Source organism: Metabacillus flavus, from assembly GCF_018283675.1.
Classification (GTDB): Bacteria; Bacillota; Bacilli; order Bacillales; family Bacillaceae; genus Metabacillus_B; species Metabacillus_B flavus.
Genome location: NZ_JAGVRK010000001.1, coordinates 2672887 through 2691039, shown reverse-complemented (window position 1 = coordinate 2691039; position 18153 = coordinate 2672887). Strand labels below are relative to the sequence as shown.

Annotated in this window: 15 protein-coding genes; 12 read left to right on the top strand and 3 right to left on the bottom strand. The window is 45.0% G+C overall.

Going from position 1 to position 18153, the window contains the following annotated elements; translation table 11 throughout:
- Positions 1-21 precede the first annotated feature (21 nt).
- The 3 genes from queA to yajC are packed head-to-tail and all read left to right on the top strand — an operon-like array spanning position 22 to position 2569.
- Positions 22-1050 carry a tRNA preQ1(34) S-adenosylmethionine ribosyltransferase-isomerase QueA gene (gene queA, locus J9317_RS13845; RefSeq protein WP_211559527.1) on the top strand — a complete coding sequence of 343 codons (1029 nt, stop codon included), beginning with the start codon at positions 22-24 and terminating at the stop codon, positions 1048-1050.
- A 54-nt stretch (positions 1051-1104) separates the two neighbouring features.
- A complete protein-coding gene (tgt, locus tag J9317_RS13840; RefSeq protein WP_211559525.1) occupies positions 1105-2256 on the top strand; it encodes a tRNA guanosine(34) transglycosylase Tgt in 1152 nt (383 codons plus the stop codon).
- Between the two features lie 22 nt (positions 2257-2278).
- Positions 2279-2569 (top strand): preprotein translocase subunit YajC, encoded by a 291-nt coding sequence (gene yajC, locus J9317_RS13835; protein WP_211559523.1) that lies wholly within the window; start codon positions 2279-2281, stop codon positions 2567-2569.
- A gap of 1166 nt (positions 2570-3735) precedes the next feature.
- On the opposite strand, the gene J9317_RS13830 is transcribed toward yajC, so the two are convergent.
- Positions 3736-4110, bottom strand: a complete 375-nt coding sequence (locus tag J9317_RS13830; RefSeq protein ID WP_211559521.1) for a TIGR04086 family membrane protein — start codon at positions 4108-4110, stop codon at positions 3736-3738.
- A 164-nt stretch (positions 4111-4274) separates the two neighbouring features.
- Between J9317_RS13830 and J9317_RS13825 the strand changes: the two genes are divergently transcribed.
- On the top strand, positions 4275-4922 hold the full coding sequence (locus tag J9317_RS13825; protein WP_211559519.1) for a DUF421 domain-containing protein: 648 nt from the start codon (positions 4275-4277) through the stop codon (positions 4920-4922).
- A gap of 4 nt (positions 4923-4926) precedes the next feature.
- On the opposite strand, the gene spoVB is transcribed toward J9317_RS13825, so the two are convergent.
- Complete coding sequence (gene spoVB, locus J9317_RS13820) at positions 4927-6501, bottom strand: stage V sporulation protein B (protein WP_211559517.1); 1575 nt, start codon at positions 6499-6501, stop codon at positions 4927-4929.
- A 142-nt stretch (positions 6502-6643) separates the two neighbouring features.
- On the opposite strand from spoVB, the gene J9317_RS13815 reads away from it, so the two are divergent.
- Both J9317_RS13815 and secDF read left to right on the top strand, forming a co-directional pair.
- Positions 6644-6937, top strand: a complete 294-nt coding sequence (locus J9317_RS13815; RefSeq protein ID WP_211559515.1) for a post-transcriptional regulator — start codon at positions 6644-6646, stop codon at positions 6935-6937.
- A 36-nt stretch (positions 6938-6973) separates the two neighbouring features.
- Positions 6974-9220 (top strand): protein translocase subunit SecDF, encoded by a 2247-nt coding sequence (secDF, locus tag J9317_RS13810; RefSeq protein ID WP_211562400.1) that lies wholly within the window; start codon positions 6974-6976, stop codon positions 9218-9220.
- 37 nt (positions 9221-9257) lie between these two features.
- Here secDF and J9317_RS13805 read toward each other — a convergent pair whose 3' ends face one another.
- Positions 9258-9386, bottom strand: coding sequence for a DUF4023 family protein (locus J9317_RS13805; protein ID WP_431190686.1), 129 nt, complete (start codon positions 9384-9386; stop codon positions 9258-9260).
- Between the two features lie 153 nt (positions 9387-9539).
- On the opposite strand from J9317_RS13805, the gene J9317_RS13800 reads away from it, so the two are divergent.
- The 6 genes from J9317_RS13800 (at position 9540) to J9317_RS13775 (ending at position 18142) form a co-directional block, all read left to right on the top strand.
- Complete coding sequence (locus tag J9317_RS13800; RefSeq protein ID WP_211559513.1) at positions 9540-10430, top strand: cation diffusion facilitator family transporter; 891 nt, start codon at positions 9540-9542, stop codon at positions 10428-10430.
- Positions 10431-10446: 16 nt separating this feature from the next.
- Positions 10447-10800: a LapA family protein gene (locus J9317_RS13795; RefSeq protein WP_211559511.1), complete on the top strand. Its 354-nt coding sequence runs from the start codon at positions 10447-10449 to the stop codon at positions 10798-10800.
- Positions 10801-10970: 170 nt separating this feature from the next.
- A complete protein-coding gene (locus J9317_RS13790) occupies positions 10971-12686 on the top strand; it encodes a PQQ-like beta-propeller repeat protein (protein WP_211559509.1) in 1716 nt (571 codons plus the stop codon).
- Entirely contained in the window at positions 12683-13678 is a 996-nt protein-coding gene (locus J9317_RS13785; protein ID WP_211559507.1) for an alpha/beta fold hydrolase, read from the top strand. The genes J9317_RS13790 and J9317_RS13785 overlap by 4 nt, the downstream gene beginning before the upstream one ends.
- Positions 13679-13689: 11 nt before the next feature.
- Positions 13690-15120 carry an extracellular solute-binding protein gene (locus tag J9317_RS13780; protein WP_211559505.1) on the top strand — a complete coding sequence of 477 codons (1431 nt, stop codon included), beginning with the start codon at positions 13690-13692 and terminating at the stop codon, positions 15118-15120.
- A 121-nt stretch (positions 15121-15241) separates the two neighbouring features.
- Positions 15242-18142 (top strand): Ig-like domain-containing protein, encoded by a 2901-nt coding sequence (locus J9317_RS13775; RefSeq protein ID WP_211559503.1) that lies wholly within the window; start codon positions 15242-15244, stop codon positions 18140-18142.
- Positions 18143-18153: the final 11 nt, after the last annotated feature.

Below are 18153 nucleotides of genomic sequence, written 5' to 3'. Positions count from 1 at the left end.
AAGAGAAAAACAGGTGATAGCATGAAAGTAGAATTATTCGATTTTGACCTTCCCGAAGAACTCATTGCCCAGGTTCCTCTTGAAAAAAGAGACGCTTCCAGGCTGATGCTGCTGAACAAAAAAACCGGCGAAATCAGCCATGGAAAATTTCCTGACATTACCGGCCATCTTCAGCCGGGAGATTGCCTTGTCCTGAATGACACCCGTGTTTTGCCGGCAAGACTTTTCGGCATGAAGGAAGGCACAGGAGCAAAAATTGAAGTGCTTTTGCTGAAGCAATCTGAGGGTGATACATGGGAAACCTTGATTAAACCTGCTAAACGTGTAAAGGAAGGCACTGTTATCACGTTTGGAGACGGAAAGCTGACAGCCAAATGTGTAGAAGAGCAGGAGCACGGCGGCCGAACGCTGCACTTTTCCTATGAAGGGATCTTTTATGAAGTATTGGAGTCCCTTGGAGAAATGCCTATGCCGCCATATATTAAGGAGCAGCTTGATGACCGTGAACGCTACCAGACGGTCTTCTCGAGGGAAGCAGGCTCCGCTGCTGCACCGACAGCAGGACTTCACTTTACAGACCAAATCCTTTCAGAGCTGCAGGAAAAAGGGGTATCCGTTGCGTATATTACTCTTCATGTAGGACTTGGAACCTTCCGTCCGGTCAGCGCTGAAACCGTTGAAGAACACGAAATGCATGCCGAATTCTATCAGATGACAGAGGGTACGGCACGCCTTCTTAATGAGACCAGAGTGAACGGCGGAAGGATTATTACAGTAGGGACCACATCAACCCGCACGCTTGAAACAATTGCTTCTGCTGGAGACGGCGAGTTCAGGGAAGAAAGCGGCTGGACAAATATCTTTATTTATCCGGGCTATCAGTTTAAAGGGATTGACGGTATGCTGACAAACTTCCATCTGCCAAAGTCCTCTCTTATTATGCTGGTCAGCTCATTAGCCGGCAGAGAGAATGTTATGTCCGCTTATGAAACGGCAGTCCGGGAGAGATACCGGTTCTTCAGCTTTGGAGATGCAATGCTCATATTATAAAAAAGAAATTTAGGCTACACTGAATAAAAGGCTACACATAGAGGAGGAGAGACGGTGACAGCTTCATCATCACCGATACGGTACGAATTTATCAAAACATGCAAGCAAACAGGGGCAAGGCTGGGAAGGGTTCATACTCCCCACGGCTCGTTTGATACACCTGCATTTATGCCAGTCGGCACGCTTGCGACAGTAAAAACGATGTCTCCAGAAGATTTAAAGGGAATGGGCTCCAACATCATATTGAGCAATACCTATCACCTTTGGCTTCGTCCCGGAAACGAAATTGTAAAAGAAGCCGGCGGTTTGCATAAATTCATGAACTGGGATCGCGCGATTTTGACGGACTCAGGCGGATTCCAAGTGTTTTCACTTAGTGAGTTCCGTAAAATTGAAGAAGAAGGCGTTCACTTCCGCAACCACCTGAATGGAGACAAGCTATTCCTTTCTCCTGAGAAAGCGATGCAAATTCAAAATGATCTGGGCTCAGATATTATGATGGCGTTCGATGAATGCCCTCCATATCCTGCTGAATATGATTACATGAAGAAATCCGTAGAACGGACCAGCCGCTGGGCTGAAAGATGCCTTAATGCACATGGGCGTCCGAACGATCAAGGCTTGTTCGGCATCATTCAGGGCGGAGAGTACGAAGAGCTTCGCAAGCAAAGTGCAAAAGATCTTGTATCACTGGACTTCCCAGGGTACGCTGTCGGAGGATTATCAGTGGGTGAACCAAAGGACGTTATGAACCGGGTGCTTGAATTTACAACACCTTGGATGCCTGACAATAAACCGCGCTATCTGATGGGAGTAGGTTCCCCTGATTCACTCATCGACGGAGCAATCAGAGGAATCGACATGTTTGACTGTGTCCTGCCTACACGTATTGCCCGCAACGGAACCTTAATGACAAGCACAGGCCGCCTCGTCGTAAAAAATGCGAAATATGCAAAAGACTTCGGTCCAATCGACGAAAACTGCGACTGCTACACGTGCAAAAATTACTCCCGTGCCTATATTCGACATTTAATTAAGTGCGAAGAGACTTTTGGTATCAGACTTACGTCTTATCATAATCTTCATTTTCTGTTAAAATTAATGGAGCAAGTTAGACAAGCGATTCGAGAAGACCGTCTTGGAGACTTCAGAGACGAGTTCTTTGAACAATATGGGTTCAACAAACCGAACGCTCGCAACTTCTAATCTTTGAAAGGGGTGAAAGAATATGGGTAATTCCATGACGACTATCTTATCATTAGTGCTAATGTTCGCGATTTTCTACTTCCTGCTGATCCGTCCGCAGCAAAAACAGCAAAAAACATTCCGCCAAATGCAAAGCAGTTTGCAAAAAGGTGACAAAGTTGTGACAATCGGAGGACTTCACGCCACGATCGAATCAATTGATGAAGAAAAAGCAGTACTAAAAGCTGGTGACGGCTCCCGTTTAACATTTGAACGCAGAGCAATCCGCGAAGTAAAAGAAAAATCCGTACTGGCAAAGACAGAGGAAGCTTAATGCTTTCTCTGTTTTTTTTGTTTTGAGTTCAGTATGGATGCAGCGATGTCATTGCTCCCCATTTGAAATGTGTGATGCTCGGAATGGAACGGGAGGGGATAACGGATCGCAGAATGCCAAGCATCTTCCTGTAGAATGCATGATGCCAGGGAAGAATGCCAGGCAATTAATCGGGAAGAGTAATGCCAAGAATGTCTGGTAATGGACCGGAAAAGGGGAATGCCAGGGAAGAATGCCAGGCAATGTATCTGGGAAGCGTAATGCCAGGCAAGAATGCCAGGCAATGTATCTGGGGAGCGTAATGCCAGGCAAGAATGCCAGGCAATGTATCTGGTGAGCGTAATGCCAGGCAAGAATGCCAGGCAAAGTATCTGGGAAGCGTAATGCCAGGCAAGAATGCCAGGCAATGTTCTGGGGAGCGTAATGCCAGGCAAGAATGCCAGGCAAAGTATCTGGGAAGCGTAATGCCAGGCAAGAATGCCAGGCAATGTATCTGGTGAGCGTAATGCCAGGCAAGAATGCCAGGCAAAGTATCTGGGGAGCGTAATGCCAGGCAAGAATGCCAGGCAAAGTATCTGGGGAGCGTAATGCCAGGCAAGAATGCCAGGCAAAGTATCTGGGAAGCGTAATGCCAGGCAAGAATGCCAGGCAAAGTATCTGGGGAGCGTAATGCCAGGCAAGAATGCCAGGCAATGTATCTGGTGAGCGTAATGCCAGGCAAGAATGCCAGGCAATGTATCTGGGGAGCGTAATGCCAGGCAAGAATGCCAGGCAATGTATCTGGGGAGCGTAATGCCAGGCAAGAATGCCAGGCAATGTATCTGGGGAGCGTAATGCCAGGCAAGAATGCCAGGCAATGTATCTGGGGAGCGTAATGCCAGGCAAGAATGCCAGGCAATGTATCTGGGAAGCGTAATGCCAGGCAAGAATGCCAGGCAAAGTCCCCGAAAAGCGTAATGCTAGGCAAGAATGCCAGGCAAAGTCCCCGAAAAGCGTAATGCCAGGCAAGAATGCCAGGCAAAGGACCGAGAAAGCGGATTGCCAGGCAAGAATGCCAGGCAAAGGACCGAGAAAGCGGATTGCCAGGCAAGAATGCCAGGCAACGATTCGGCCCCCTATAGTAAAAACACCAAAAAACCCGGCAGCCGCCGGGTCTCCCACTTCCATTAATCCGATGACATATTGACTCCGATCATTCCGCCCAGCATAGCCATGGCTAAAAATCCTGCGTGATATAAAAATTGCATTGGCTTTAGCGATGATCCGAATCCAAGGAATTGGAAGAGCACAATAATGAGTGTAAAACAAAGTGCAGTGATTCCGCCGAGGATCCAGCCGCGTTCTTTTCCTTTGCCTCCTGCGATAAATCCCCCTATAAATAGGGTGATGAAGGAGAGGGCGAGGAGGATCCATTGAATCGAGCTTTCCGTCATTCCGGTGAATTTAAGGAGCAGTGAAAAGATAAGGCTGATGGCCAGAGCTGCAGCAAAAATCGCAATAAGTCCGCTAAGAATGGCTTTTCCCCATTTTTTTGTCTCCATACTAAGCATCTCTCCTTTTTGGCACATGCTTGTTTATGCTCGTCTTTTCATAAGGTATTCGCAACCGGGGCGGTTTAGAATCTTTGATTGGAAGAAACTTTGCCGCATGGTTTAAAAAGGGCTGTACAAACTAGAAAAAGCAATGGACGAAGGGAGGGGCATGGATGGAGATTTATTTAATTATCATCGCCCGGACGGTTTTGCTTTATTTTTTGATCATCTTTATTTTCCGTATGATGGGGAAACGGGAAATTGGTGAGTTAAGTATTTTAGATCTGGTAGTTTTTATTATGATTGCGGAGCTTGCTGTTATGGCGATTGAGAGCCCGAAGGATCCGCTTATGCATTCTGTCATATCCATGCTTTTGTTATTGGGAATTCAGTATGGATTGGCTTTTTTGTCTTTAAAAAGTGAAAAAGTCCGCCAGCTGATCGATGGCAAGCCAACGATCATTATTAACAAAGGCAAAATAGATGAGAGGGCGATGAAATCTCAGCGGTACAATTTTGACGATTTAATGACCCAGCTTCGCGAAAAAAATGTCCGAAATCTTGGGGATGTTGAGTTTGCGATTTTAGAAACATCAGGAAAGCTGAATGTGTTTACAAAACAAGAAGGAAAGCCTATGCAGACGATAGACTTGGCGCTCATTATTGATGGAACAATTCAGCCGGCCCATCTCGAAAAAATAGGAAAGACAGAGCTATGGCTTAGACAGGAACTTCGAAAGTTAGGCTATCAGGAGCTGCAGGATATTTCTTTTTGTACGTATGCCAACGGCGTATTTTACGTAGATGTATCAAATGTCTAGAGAATCAGCGCGGATTTGGAATAAGCTTGGACAGGGCGGGGCCAAATAGTGGTACCCGCTTCAGTTCTTCCTTTAAAACGAGCTTGAATTGAATTAAAACAATTAAATAGATCACCGTACAGAGGGTTAAAGCAGCTAGAAGACCGATGACGCTGCCGAAATTCTTAAGCCAGCCGTAATATGCATAATAGCCTGCAGCCCCAGTAATGACCATCGCTGCAAAGCTATACAAATATTCCCTTACATAAATGGTCAATGAAACGACTTTAATAACGGTAGCTAAGTGCAGCAGGGTGACGACCATGATGCCAATGACGATAGCAAGTGCGGCTCCTTTAATGCCCATCTCGGGTCTGGCCGACAGCACAAAAATCAAAGCTGTTTTGACTAACGCACCTATTAGACTGTTAATCATGGCGGCACGTGCAAGGTTCAACGCTTGGAGGACAGCCTGCAGCGGCCCCTGAATATAATTGAAAATGAAAAACGGGGCCATTAGTTTAACAAAAATGGCGGCATCTGCATTTCCGTACATTAACTTCATCAGAGGATCCGCATAAATATACAGCACAACTGCCGCCAGTCCGCCGGTTACTAGGGAAAGTCTCAATGCCTGGCGGAGCCTGTGCTCAACCAGCTTCAGCTTGTTTTGAGCCATTGCTTCACTAATGGCCGGGACAAGAGAGGTGGAAAGGGAAAATGTAATAAAGGAAGGAAGCATCAGCAGAGGCAGCGCATAGCCTGCCAGTTCCCCGTATTGCCTGGTTGCAATGGCAGTGCCTATCCCTGCAAGTGCCAGACTTTGAGAAACGACGATTGGCTCAAAAAACCAGGAAACAGAGCCAATCAGCCTGCTGCCAGTCGTTGGAACCGCTATTTCCATTAAATTTTTAAACGTATCCCTGCCGGATTTTATTGATTGAAAAAAATTTTTTCGGACTTTGATTTTCTTTTTAAGCTTGAACATGAAAAGGAGATAGATAAGTGAAACGAGCTCGCCGGCTACAGCTGAAAACATGGCACCGGCTGCAGCGTATTCAATTCCGTATGGAAGAAGAGCGGCAGTGAAAACAGCAATGAGCGATATCCGGATGATTTGTTCGAGTACCTGAGAATAAGCGGCGGGCTTCATGTTCTGCTTTCCCTGGAAATACCCTCTAAGTACAGAAGAAACGGCGACAATCGGCACTACCGGTGCGACAGCCATGAGTGGATATAAAGTTCTTGGATCTGTAAAAAGATGCTGTGACAAATAAGGAGCTGAAAGCAAAATGACCGGAGTGAAAATAATGCTTAAGCCTCCAGTAACAGCAAGGGATACAGCGAGTATCTTTTTAATCCGTTTTTGATCTCCCTGCGCATCAGCTTCAGCCACAAGTTTTGATATGGCGACGGGAAGACCGAATTGTGTGATGGTAATAATCAGCACAAGAGTCGGTACAGCCATCATGTAGAGGCCGACTCCTTCCTGTCCTACATATCTGGCCAGAACAATTCTGTTAATGAACCCAAGAACTCGGGTAATGAGTCCTGCAGCAATTAAAATGATCGTTCCTTTTAAAAATGTTTGCTTGGACATTCCCTTCCCTGCCTTCTCAAATAGCTTGTTTTCATATACAATTACTATATGACTGTGAGATGGCCAAGCATGACAAGTTTTAGAAGCATAGGTCTATCGTACGGTATAAAGCTTATAAGGATTGTCAAAGGAGCGTGCGCAAATGGAGAAGCATCCTGCGGAACTGTACAGACATCATGTCAGGCCTTTTATGAAAAGCAAGCTGGAAGAGTTTATGATATTAGGCTATGATCAGGTCTCAGAGCAGGAATTGTGGACATACTTGTTGAAAAAGAAGTGGAAGTCTAAAGAAGAATTGATGATTTATAAAATGGTGAGTGACATCATGTCTGTTAGAGCAGGAGAATTCATGAATTTTGCGGCCGTCGAATCGTATAAAGCACCTAATTGGTTCGGAAGCGAAGAAGGCACCAAAATGCTTGAGGATTTGCTGTAGCGGACGGGTTCAAGTAGCTAAGGAGGATACATAATGATCAAGCGGGGGCGCATCCTTGCGTTTTTTCTCATTACTGTTTTAGTTGGAGTAATTATAGGATTCAGAACACCGGAAGTAACAGGAAACATTCCAAGGGGACTCGATCTGCAGGGCGGATTTGAAGTTCTGTATGATGTTAAGCCTGCAAATAAAGGGGATGTCATTGACAAGGAAGCCCTGGTCAGTACTGTTCGTGCGCTTGAAAACCGGGCGAACGTGCTGGGTGTAAGCGAGCCGAATATTCAAATCGAAGGAAAAAGGATCCGCGTTCAGCTTGCGGGTGTAAAGGATCAGAATAAAGCACGTGAAATTCTGTCCACTGAGGCAAAGCTTACATTCCGGGACGTGAATGACAAGGAATATTTAAACGGTTCCGATCTCGTTCAGGGAGCGGCAAAGCAAACCTTTGACCCTCAGTCCAATCAGCCTGTCGTTTCCGTCAAGCTGAAGGATAAAACGAAATTCAAAGACGCTACAAGCAAAATTGTAGCCATGCAGCCGGAAAATCAGCTGGTCATTTGGCTGGATTATCAGCCGGGAGACAAGTATAAAGAAGAAAGAGGAAAGGCAGAACCAAAATTCCTTTCCGATCCGAACGTTAATGAAGTATTTGACACAACAGATGTTGTAATAACAGGACAATTCTCCATAAAAGAAGCACAGGAGCTTGCGAACCTGCTGAATGCCGGGTCCCTGCCGGTGCAGCTGGATGAAACATATTCCACTTCTGTAGGAGCTAAATTTGGGGAAGAAGCTTTCCATTCCACAGTGCTTGCCGGAATTATCGGTGTAGCAGTGATCTTCCTGTTTATGCTCTTCTATTACCGTCTTCCAGGGGCGGTTGCGGTTATTACATTGAGTGCATATATTTTCCTTATCCTGCAAATATTTGACTGGATGAATGCGGTTCTGACTCTTCCGGGTATTGCCGCTCTAATTCTCGGGGTCGGGATGGCTGTCGATGCAAATATCATCACTTATGAACGGATTAAAGAAGAGCTGAAGCTTGGCAAGTCTGTACGCTCTGCCTTCAAATCCGGAAACCGGCGCTCATTCATGACTATTTTTGATGCAAACTTAACTACGATGCTTGGAGGAGCAGTTCTATTCTTTTTTGGAACGAGCGCTGTTAAAGGCTTTGCAACAATGCTTCTTGTCAGTATTATTGCAAGCTTTGTAACAGCTGTTTTCCTTTCAAGGATTTTGCTTTCTATGCTTGTAGAGAGCCGCTGGCTTGATAAGAAAAAGTCATGGTTTGGCGTGAAAAAGAGTCAAATGCTTGAGATTTATGAAACGGATAAGAATACAGATCCTCCAACACGATTTGATAAGGTGGATTTCCTTAAACACCGTAATGCCTTTTTCGCTTTTTCAGGAATAACAGTGGCAGCCGGTATTATCATTATCCTGATATTCAAGCTGAATCTGGGAATTGATTTTACAAGCGGTACACGTGTTGAAATTGGTTCCGAAAAGCCTATTACAGCTGAACAGGTTGAAACAGAGCTTAAAACCCTTGATATGGAAGCCGATGAAATTGTTCTGGCAGGTGCGAACAATGATACAGCTGTAGCAAGGTTTGTAGGTGTTTTGAGCAAAGAGGAAATTGCGAAATTAAAGGATCAGTTTTCAAAATATGGAAAGGAGCCGACAGTAAGCACTGTTTCTCCTGAAGTTGGGAAGGAATTGGCTCGCAATGCTTTCTATGGTATTTTGCTTGCCTCCCTGGGAATCGTTATTTATGTAGCAATCCGCTATGAATGGAGAATGGGACTATCAGCGATTGTTGCTTTGCTGTATGATGCATTCTTTATCGTTGCTTTCTTCAGTCTGACACGCCTTGAAGTCGATATTACCTTCATTGCTGCAATCCTGACTATTGTCGGGTATTCCATCAATGATACAATTGTAACCTTTGACCGAATCCGAGAGCTTCAGAGGAAAACAAAGGTAAAGTCAATTGAGGATCTAAGTATTATTGTGAACAAAAGCTTGCAGCAGACGTTCACGCGTTCGATCAATACGGTTCTAACAGTCGTGATTACAACGATTGCACTGATGATTTTCGGCAGTGAATCCATCCGCAATTTCTCGATCGCCTTGCTTGTCGGGTTAATCTCGGGGGCATACTCTTCAATCTTTATCGCTGCTCAGCTGTGGCTGATTTTGAAAAAGAGAGAGTTTGTTAAAAAGAAAGACGACCAAACGAAAGAATTGCATTCCAATCAGCACCCTGAAGTATAACTAAAGAGGGGACCGCAATAAGCTGCGGTCCTCTTTTTTATTCTTTATGGGTCTTACTTGGAGAGTCTTTGCCAGCGTTCCCTTTTCCCTGGTGTTTCCGATTTGCTTCATCTTTTTCCTGACGTTCGTGCAGGTTATTTAAAAATTCATTTGTTTTTTCCATCATTGATCGCTCCTTTCTATGACAGGCAGAGTCACTCATAATATGTCCCATTGTGCAAAAATTTACGAGGGGAACGTGGTTCACGCTCATTCATTTCTCTTTCAAAGGATATGATAAGGGGAGATGAAATTGCCCGGTTATTAGAGGAGGGAGTTTATGAATAAGGATAATCGGTTCAAGCAGGTGCAGATCGCAGCTATTGCAGGAATTGCTGCAAATTTACTGCTGGCTGTATTAAAAGGGGTCATTGGTTTTATTTCAGGAAGTAAGGCCTTAATTGCCGATGCGGCGATGTCTGTATCTGATGTAGCTGGATCTGTGGTCGTGCTATTTGGAGTACGGCTTGCCAAAAAGCCTCCAGATGAAGATCACCCGTATGGACATGGAAAAGCTGAGTCGATTGCAGCAGTCGTTGTAGCGGTGCTGCTCACTCTTGTTGGATTTGAAATCGGCAAGACCTCCTTTGAAGCATTTTTTAAACCGGCTAAAGCTCCCTCAGCAATTGCGATTGCCGCAGTGGCGGCGGCTATTATAATCAAAGAAGGAATGTTTCGGTATAACTACAGACTGGGTAAAAGATTGAAGAGCGATGCCTTAATTGCCAATGCCTATGATCACCGTTCAGACGTATTTGCTTCCTTTGCAGCTTTAATCGGGATTCTTGGAGCGATTGCCGGTTCATGGTTTAAGATTGATTGGCTTTTGTACGCTGATCCCTTTGCGGGTGTAGCTGTCTCCATCCTGGTTCTCTTTACTGCATGGAAAGTAGGCAGTGAAGCGATTCATGCTTCCCTGGATCATGTTATGCATGATGAGGATACAGCTGAAATGAAAAGAACGATTTTAAATATTGAGGGAGTTAAACGGATTGATGAGCTCTTTGCCAGAGAACACGGCCACTATGCAATTGTGGATGTGAAAATCTCTGTCATTGCGACACTTTCGGTTTTGGAAGGTCACGAAATCGCAAAGAAAGTAAGTGCTGCTCTAATGGAATATGAAGTGGTGCAAAAGGTTTTTGTCCATGTTAATCCATTTACCCCCTAGAGAGAGAGGAATTGCTTTGAAAAAACAATGGAGTTTATTGCTTGTTATCTTTTTTGCACTGATTGTAGCTGTTTTTGCTGTTATTAATGTGGAGCCGGTAGAAGTGGATTATTTATTAGGCCAATCCAAATGGCCGCTAATACTAATTGTTCTTGGTTCTGTGCTTATGGGAGCATTAATGGCAGGATATTCAGGTATGAACCGGATACGTTCTCTAAAAAAAGAGAATAAGGCATTGAAGAGAGAATTAGAAGAAGGAAAAACTCAGCCTGTCCGCAAGGAGCCTGTGCAAACGGAAGAGCCTGTTCATCAGGATGACTCGCTTCCCAGCCGTACAGAACGGAAGCATATGACAGATAACAGCCGATAAGATCGGCTGTTTTTATTTTTACCTTGACAAAAGTTTTGAATTTTTAGAATATAAATCTATACATGTATACAACCTGTCCGCAAATGAGGTGAAAGATCATTTTATTAAAAAATTGGGGAGCTCCCGTTCAGCTAAGCGAAACTAGAACAGCGGCGGTATGCAGAAACTCAATGGGGGAAGAAAGGTTTGTGGTTGCGGCAAAAGGCTTCTTCCTTATCGTCAATATTAAAACCGGCAAAACAATTCAGCTTCAAATAGAGAACAGCGAATATCCCTATGTCTCATTTGCTTCATCCGGCGGTCTGTTTTACTCGGGAGCTGGTCAGGTTTTTTACTGTCTTGATCCTTTTTCTGGAAATTTTGTTTTTAAAGGAGAGGTGCAGGACGAAGCAGCTGTCTTTGCGATAACCGAGGGATGGAACGGACTCATTTATTTTGTGTCCTACCCGAATTTAATGGTAAGAGAGTTTGATCCAAACCAGCATCAGTTGAGGAGTCTCGCTTCTTTAAACATTGAGTCAGGGTATGCTGGAACTTTGGCTTCAGGAAAGGATGGATGGATGTATGCTGGAATTGGTACAGAAAACCCCTTCATCGCGGCCTTTCATCCTGAAAGCGGAAAGCAAACGGCGATTGGGCAGCTCACAGATGGAATTGGAACAGGCTACGTTAGGAAAGGAAACGGAGGAAGGGTATTCGCTCAGTATAAAAGCGCTGCTCTCAGATCCTTCGATCCATCCCAGCCGTGGCTTGAGCTTGGCGGCGGAAAGGTGCTGCGCTCTATTCAAAAGCCATTGGAAGGGCACGAATATTGGGGCGAGGGGTTTCATACATGCCACGGCCAGGTTGCCGGCAAAGAAAAATTAGTGTCGTTTGACCTTACAGAAAAAAAAATCAGGCTTACGAATCAGGTTATTCCTGTTTCCTATCACACCCCCGGAGCTGAGCTCAGTACAGTCACTGCTGGTCCTGACGGCAAACTTTACGGCACCAGCATGCACCCTATGAGGCTTTTTAGGGCGGATCAGAATGGAATGGAATTAATAGGAAGCTTAGAACAGGGGGGCGGCGGTAATATTTGCACCTATGCCGTTCTTGATCAAGATACTATGTTCGGCAGTGCTTATGCGGGAGGGAAATTGTACGAGTTTTCATTAAACAAGCCGTTTTCTGCAAATGAAAACCCGAGGCTGATCCTGAAAGCTGATGCCGTTCATCGTCCGCGTGCTTCTGCAATACATCCATGCGAAAAGAAAGTGGTTTTTTCCGGTTACCCGGGCTATGGAAAAAGAGGTGGTTCTGTTGGAATATATGATCCATCAAGGTGCGAGCTTTCATTTCTGCCTCCTGAACAGCTTTTACCGGAACAAAGTACGGTCAGTCTGGCATTTGATGCATCAGGTAACATGATTGGATCAACAAGTGTCCGGACTCCCGGCGGCGCAGCGGAGCTGGCAGAAAGCGCTTCCTTGTACAAGTTGAATTGGAAGGCTAAAAAATTGGAGAGGGTAACTGTGCCTTTTCGTTATGAAAAGGAAATTACGCATATATGTATTTTGGGAAATTCCGGACTTGGAATGACACAGTCTTCCATCCTTTTTCAATTTGATTGCACCTCCCTTGCCGCAGCGAAAGTAAAAGATTGTTTTCCCTTCGGCCAGCCAGTCAGAGGCGGCTGCATTCAACAGGGCAGGGAAGTATTCTTTTTGCTTGAAGATGCTGTGGTCAAAGCGGATATCTCTTCAGCGGCAGCATGTTATCGCCGCATGAGCGAGAAGATTACCAGCGGGGGAGCCATTATCGAAAACAACCTCTATTTTTGTTCAGGAAACACGCTTTTATCGATGGATCTTAACGGGGGTGAATCGAGCTGGGCTCCATATTGAGTGATTTAAAGGTAGCAGAGATTTTATCCAGTCCTTCAGCGGAAGAATGGAAAATTAAAAAGCGTTCCATTATGACAAGGTGGCTGCAAATTGTTAATGAGACTAATCCCCTATGCAAACCTGTGTATGAAATCACAAGCATGATTCAAGAGGACGGGTATATAAGAAAGCATCTGAAATATGCCACAGAGGATGGGGATGAAGTCCCGGCGCTTTTATTAATTCCAGATGCTTCAGCGGGGATGGTTCCAGGAATTCTTGCTCTGCATCCGACAGATGCGAATGGAAAAAATGACATAGCCCATCCGTCAGGGCGCAAGAGCCGCCAATATGGGATTGAGCTTGCTAAAAGAGGCTATGCAGTTCTGGCACCGGACACTATTACAGCTGGAGAACGGATAGAAAAAGGGGATCAGGCGTTTCAAACGAAAAGCTTTTATGATCGTTATCCGGAACGGACAGCAGTTGGAAAAATGCTGGCTGATCACAGACAGGGAGCAGAGGTGCTGGCCTCCTTGAAGGGAGTGGATGAAGACAGAATTGGTGTAATCGGCCACTCTCTGGGAGGCTATAATGCCTATTTTTTAGCTTCTCTTGATCAGCGAATCAAAGCGGCAGTATGCAGCTGCGGCTTCAGCATGTTTGCAGGGGATCCCGAGCATCACAGATGGGGAAAACGGGATTGGTTCAGTCATTTTCCTGTAATCAGCGAATGGATTGAACGAGGAGAGGTTCCCTTTGATTTTCATGAAATTTTAAGCTTGTGCGCTCCGGTTCCTTTATTTTTATGGATGGGAAGGAATGATCCTATTTTTCCTCATTGGAAAGAGGGTTTAAAGGGGATTCTTGAGGTGCAAAAGGTTTATGATGTATTGGGACAAAACGATTCATTTGAATGGGTGATCGGCAGCAGCGGCCACGAATTTCCATCCGCAATCCGTGAGCATTCCTTTCAATTTTTAGACCGTTATTTAAAGTTTGCGATTCGCTAGGAGAGGTGCTCATGCAATTACGCAGAGAAAATGATTTTGAAAGAAAATATAATCAGTTCATCAGTGAACTCAAGGATGAGATTGTCAGTACCAGAATCCGTAAAGGGGAATACCTTCTTCCTGAACATCAGCTTAGTCATAAATACGATATCAGCCGGGTTTCAATCCGCAAGGGGCTTGCCCAGCTCGTTGAGGAGGGGCTCATTGAAAAAATTCCCGGGAAAGGAAACCGGGTTACGCTGGATTCTGCCGCCAATACGACGGCAATCAGCCTGGCCTGGTATTCTACTTCCTATGAAGTTCCAAGTGCCAGAAGAATTCTGAAGGAATTTGAGAACGCCCATCCTCATATTAAAGTGAATCTGAAAATAATGCCCGAAACAGAATACGTTCCGCAGCTGATCCATTCACTTGAACAAGGAGAAGGCCCAGATGCTTTTATCGTATCGGATTCCCAATTTCGTGAGTTTGCTGAAGCCGATAAAATTCAACTAATGGATGCGTACCAGTCACCAAACATGACAGAGAAAAACAGCTACCGGCAAATATTTGAGATGTTTTCTCATAATGGGAGTGTATTTGCTACCCCTTTTCTTTTTACACCAGTGGTAATCTGCTTTAATAAGACTATTTTTGAAAATGCAGGATTATCCGGACTTCAGTCGATTGAAACCTGGGAAGATCTGCTTGATGCTGCTCAAAAAGCCACGAAAATAATAGAGGATCAGCATCTTGTTAAGCATTACGGATTTTGCTTCTCCTCTTCTTTTCACCGCTGGCCCGTTTTCGTCCTTCAAAACGGGGGAAAGCTTATGACTTCCAACCGGAGCCGCTTTACTCTGGCAGATGATGCAAACATTGAAGCCTTGCAGTATTGCGTGGATTTGATGTACAAGCATCGGGTATCGCCGATCTTTACTCATGGCAGCAATCAGCTGGCAGAGGATATCTTCAATAAGGAAAAGGTGGCAATGATTCTCACAACTTATTACTATCTGAATGAGTTCAGGGATCAGCACATCCAATGGGACATTCTGCCGCTCCCGAAAAAGGAGAGAAAAGCGACCCTGCTGCTGGGAGCCGGGATAGCAGTAAGTGCGAATTCGGCGGCTAAGGGGGCCTCCCAGGCGCTTGCCGATTTTATGGCAGGGGAGAGGTCTCAAAGAATCTTAAAAGAAAGCGGGTGTACAATCCCTGCTTTAAAAAAGACAGCGGAGGATGATACCCTTTTGAACCCGGCCATCCATCCTGAAAATTATAATGCTTTTAAAGAAGTCATGCCCTATGCTGTCCCCGTTAGCGAACTGAATTTAAATACACAGGAGATGATGCTTCTCCAAAATGAATTAAATCTTGCATGGGCGTCTATGGAGAGTCCGAAAGATGCATGTGAACGCATTGAAAAACTGCTGAATAGTCAATTAGCCGGATACGATCGATAATCCGGTTTTCTTATTTTCATCATTTTTCTGAAAATTTCGCTAAAAGAATTGACGGATTCTTTCCAGTTCATTACATTTGAAAGAGCGTACGAGGAAAATAGAGGAAGATTGGGAGGATACGATGATAAAAGTCAGAAAGCTTCTTGCCTTTAAAGGCTTTGTCTTGTTCTTGCTTGCAGCTGGGGGGATTCTGTTCCCTCATTATGCAAATGCGGCCGATGATGATATAGAGTCCATACAAATTGTCCCCGAGAAAATTAAGGTGAAAACTGGGGAGAGAAAAATTGTAACGGTTTTAGCAAAAAAGGAAAATGGAAGCGTTACCATGGTCAGCGGCGGCTCCCTGAAGATAAAAGACAAGGAAGTTGCTATACTTGATGGACAGGCAGTTAAAGGAATCAGCCCTGGAAAAACAGTGCTGACTGCCGAGTTCAAAGGGTTCAAAACCGAGGCGGTGGTGGAAGTGATCCAAGATAATAATCAGTCTGTCTATCAGACGGTTCTCGATTTGCCTGAACAGCTTTCAACAGGAGCGTATACACCTGCTCCACTCTCAATTTCCGCTGCAAACGTAAAAAGGCGGGGAGCGGAGAACATTGATGTGCAGATCACTAAAGTGTCTGGACCCGGCGATCTGATTGCTATAAATCGCGGGGAAAGGATAACCGTTATTAAAAATAAAGGCGATTTGGCAACCGAAATCGATTTAAAGAAAGATCACAGTGAAACATTGAAGACTGAACTAAGATTTTCTAAAGCGGGATCTTATACATTTAAGGTGGAGCTTACCAATCCTTATGGCGATGTGATTGCAGAAACTGTAAAGACAGCTGAGGTGCTTCCAGCTTTTCAAGACATGGGTACCCAAATTGAAAAACTGATGGCGATGAGGGGTGCCTTCGGAAAGGATGAGAATGGCCGATCCATGGCTTACACCGTCCTTGCAGGAAGACCTGCACAGCTCATTGTGACTGATGTTGAGACCGAACAGATCAAACGGATTATTCCGCTTCCTGAAGCAGAGGCAGCATGGGCTGTGACGGTTGCTTCAGATGGAACGGTTTATGCAGGCTCCACTCCGAATGGGACTCTCTATAAATATGTTCCGGGAAGCAGTGAAGCAGAGGTTCTCGGCAAACCGGTTCCGAAGCAGACAGTGATCTGGGATTTGACGGCAGGAGAGAACGGAAAAATTTATGGAGGGACGTATTTTGACGGCCATGTATTTGAATATGACCCGGCAAAAGGATTTACTGACTTTGGAGAAATGGTACCGGGTGAAGAGTATGTTCGCAGCGTTGCCTATGATTCAGAGGAGAAGGCCGTGTACGCGGGAGTAGGTGCACATGCACATTTAATAAAATATGACATCAAATCCGGCAAAAAGACAAATGTTCTCCCTGCTAAATACAAATCGTACATATCGGTTTATGATCTTCAGGTTCAGGGAGGGAAGCTTTTCATTAAACTTGAGCCGGAATTCAAGCTGGTGGTTGCAGATAAAAAAACGATGGAAATCGATTATGAAACAACCGCACAGTCCAGAGGGGTTTCTCCTCTTGCTCCCGATGGGAAAAGTGTATTCTTTACGTCCTCAGGAATTCTTTATCAATACAATCTTGAATCCAAGACAGCAGAGCCTGTGACCTCCGGGGGTGCACAGGTAAATTTGGAACAGCCTGTGATCGGTTTCGGCTTCCAGCCCCTATCAGAAACTCCATTCAGCGGTACTGCTCTTGTAGGGTTCGTTGGAAACTATGAAGGACGCTTTTTTAAATACGGACTGGCTTCCGGAGCATTGAAGAAAACCGTGCTCTCTCTGCCTCCCCAGCCGACGAATATTTATAATATTCTGGGAGGGCCGGACGGTAAAATTTACAGCAGCGGATTCATTGGGGGTGACGTGGGGATTTTTAATCCTCTTACAGGACTCACTAAGCAGGAAACGGGTCTTGGTCAAGTCGAAGGGATGACCTCCATCGGCAGTAAAATGTATTTTGGCGTTTATCCTGCTGCCAGAATTTACGAATACGATTCCTCCCTGCCATGGAACCGCAGGACAAATATGAAGCTGTTATTTGACCTGCATGGGCCAAATGAACAAAATCGCCCGGTTGCCATGGATTCGATACCCGAGCGGGATGAAATTTATATAGGCTCGGTCCCGGACTATGGAAAGAACGGTGGCACCCTTTCCATATATAATCGCTCCTCCGGCATGCTTAATGTAAATCGGAATATTGTCCCGAACCAGAGTATTGTCTCAGTGAAGGCATCAAAAGGACTCGTGTATGCAGGATCCAGTATTTTTGGAGGAACAGGGGCAGATCCCGTTGAGAAAGAAGCAAAGCTGATTACGTGGGATCCGGCATCTTCTGCAATGACGAATGAAATGGTTCCGGTTCGAGGAAAAGTATCGGTGAGCTACCTTAATGATGATGAACAGGGGAACATTTGGGGAATTGCACAGGATACTCTTTTTATTTATGATCCCGATCAGAAAAAGACGATTTATCAGGAAGTGAAATTCCCCGGCGTCCGCAGCTATCGGGTCGGCGGCATCATGAAGGAAGGTAAAGACGGCAATTTCTACGTCACAGTTGATCAGACATTTTATAAAATCAATAAATCGACTAAAGAAGTGATCCCTCTTAAACAGCAGGCAAAAAAATTAGCAGAGGATGCTATGGGGAACTTCTATTTTGCAGAAGGTGATGACCTGTCAACAGGAAACAATATATGGCGCTATACCATCGAGGATCCTGTCATTCGTGCGGAGGCTGTAGATATTAAAGATAAAGGCGCCGTTCTTTCTCAGGGAGAAACTTTAAAGCTGCAGGCAGCCGTCATCCCTGAATTTGCTGTCAATAAAGAGATTCAATGGTATTCAAGCAATAGCGGAGTGGCAAATGTGGAGCAGGATGGCACAGTGACCGCTCTGGCTGAGGGAGAAGCCGTCATTACAGCTGTCTTGAAGAATGGAAATAAAAGTGATGCAGTAACGGTTCAGGTTAAAAAATAGTGAGGGGGCGT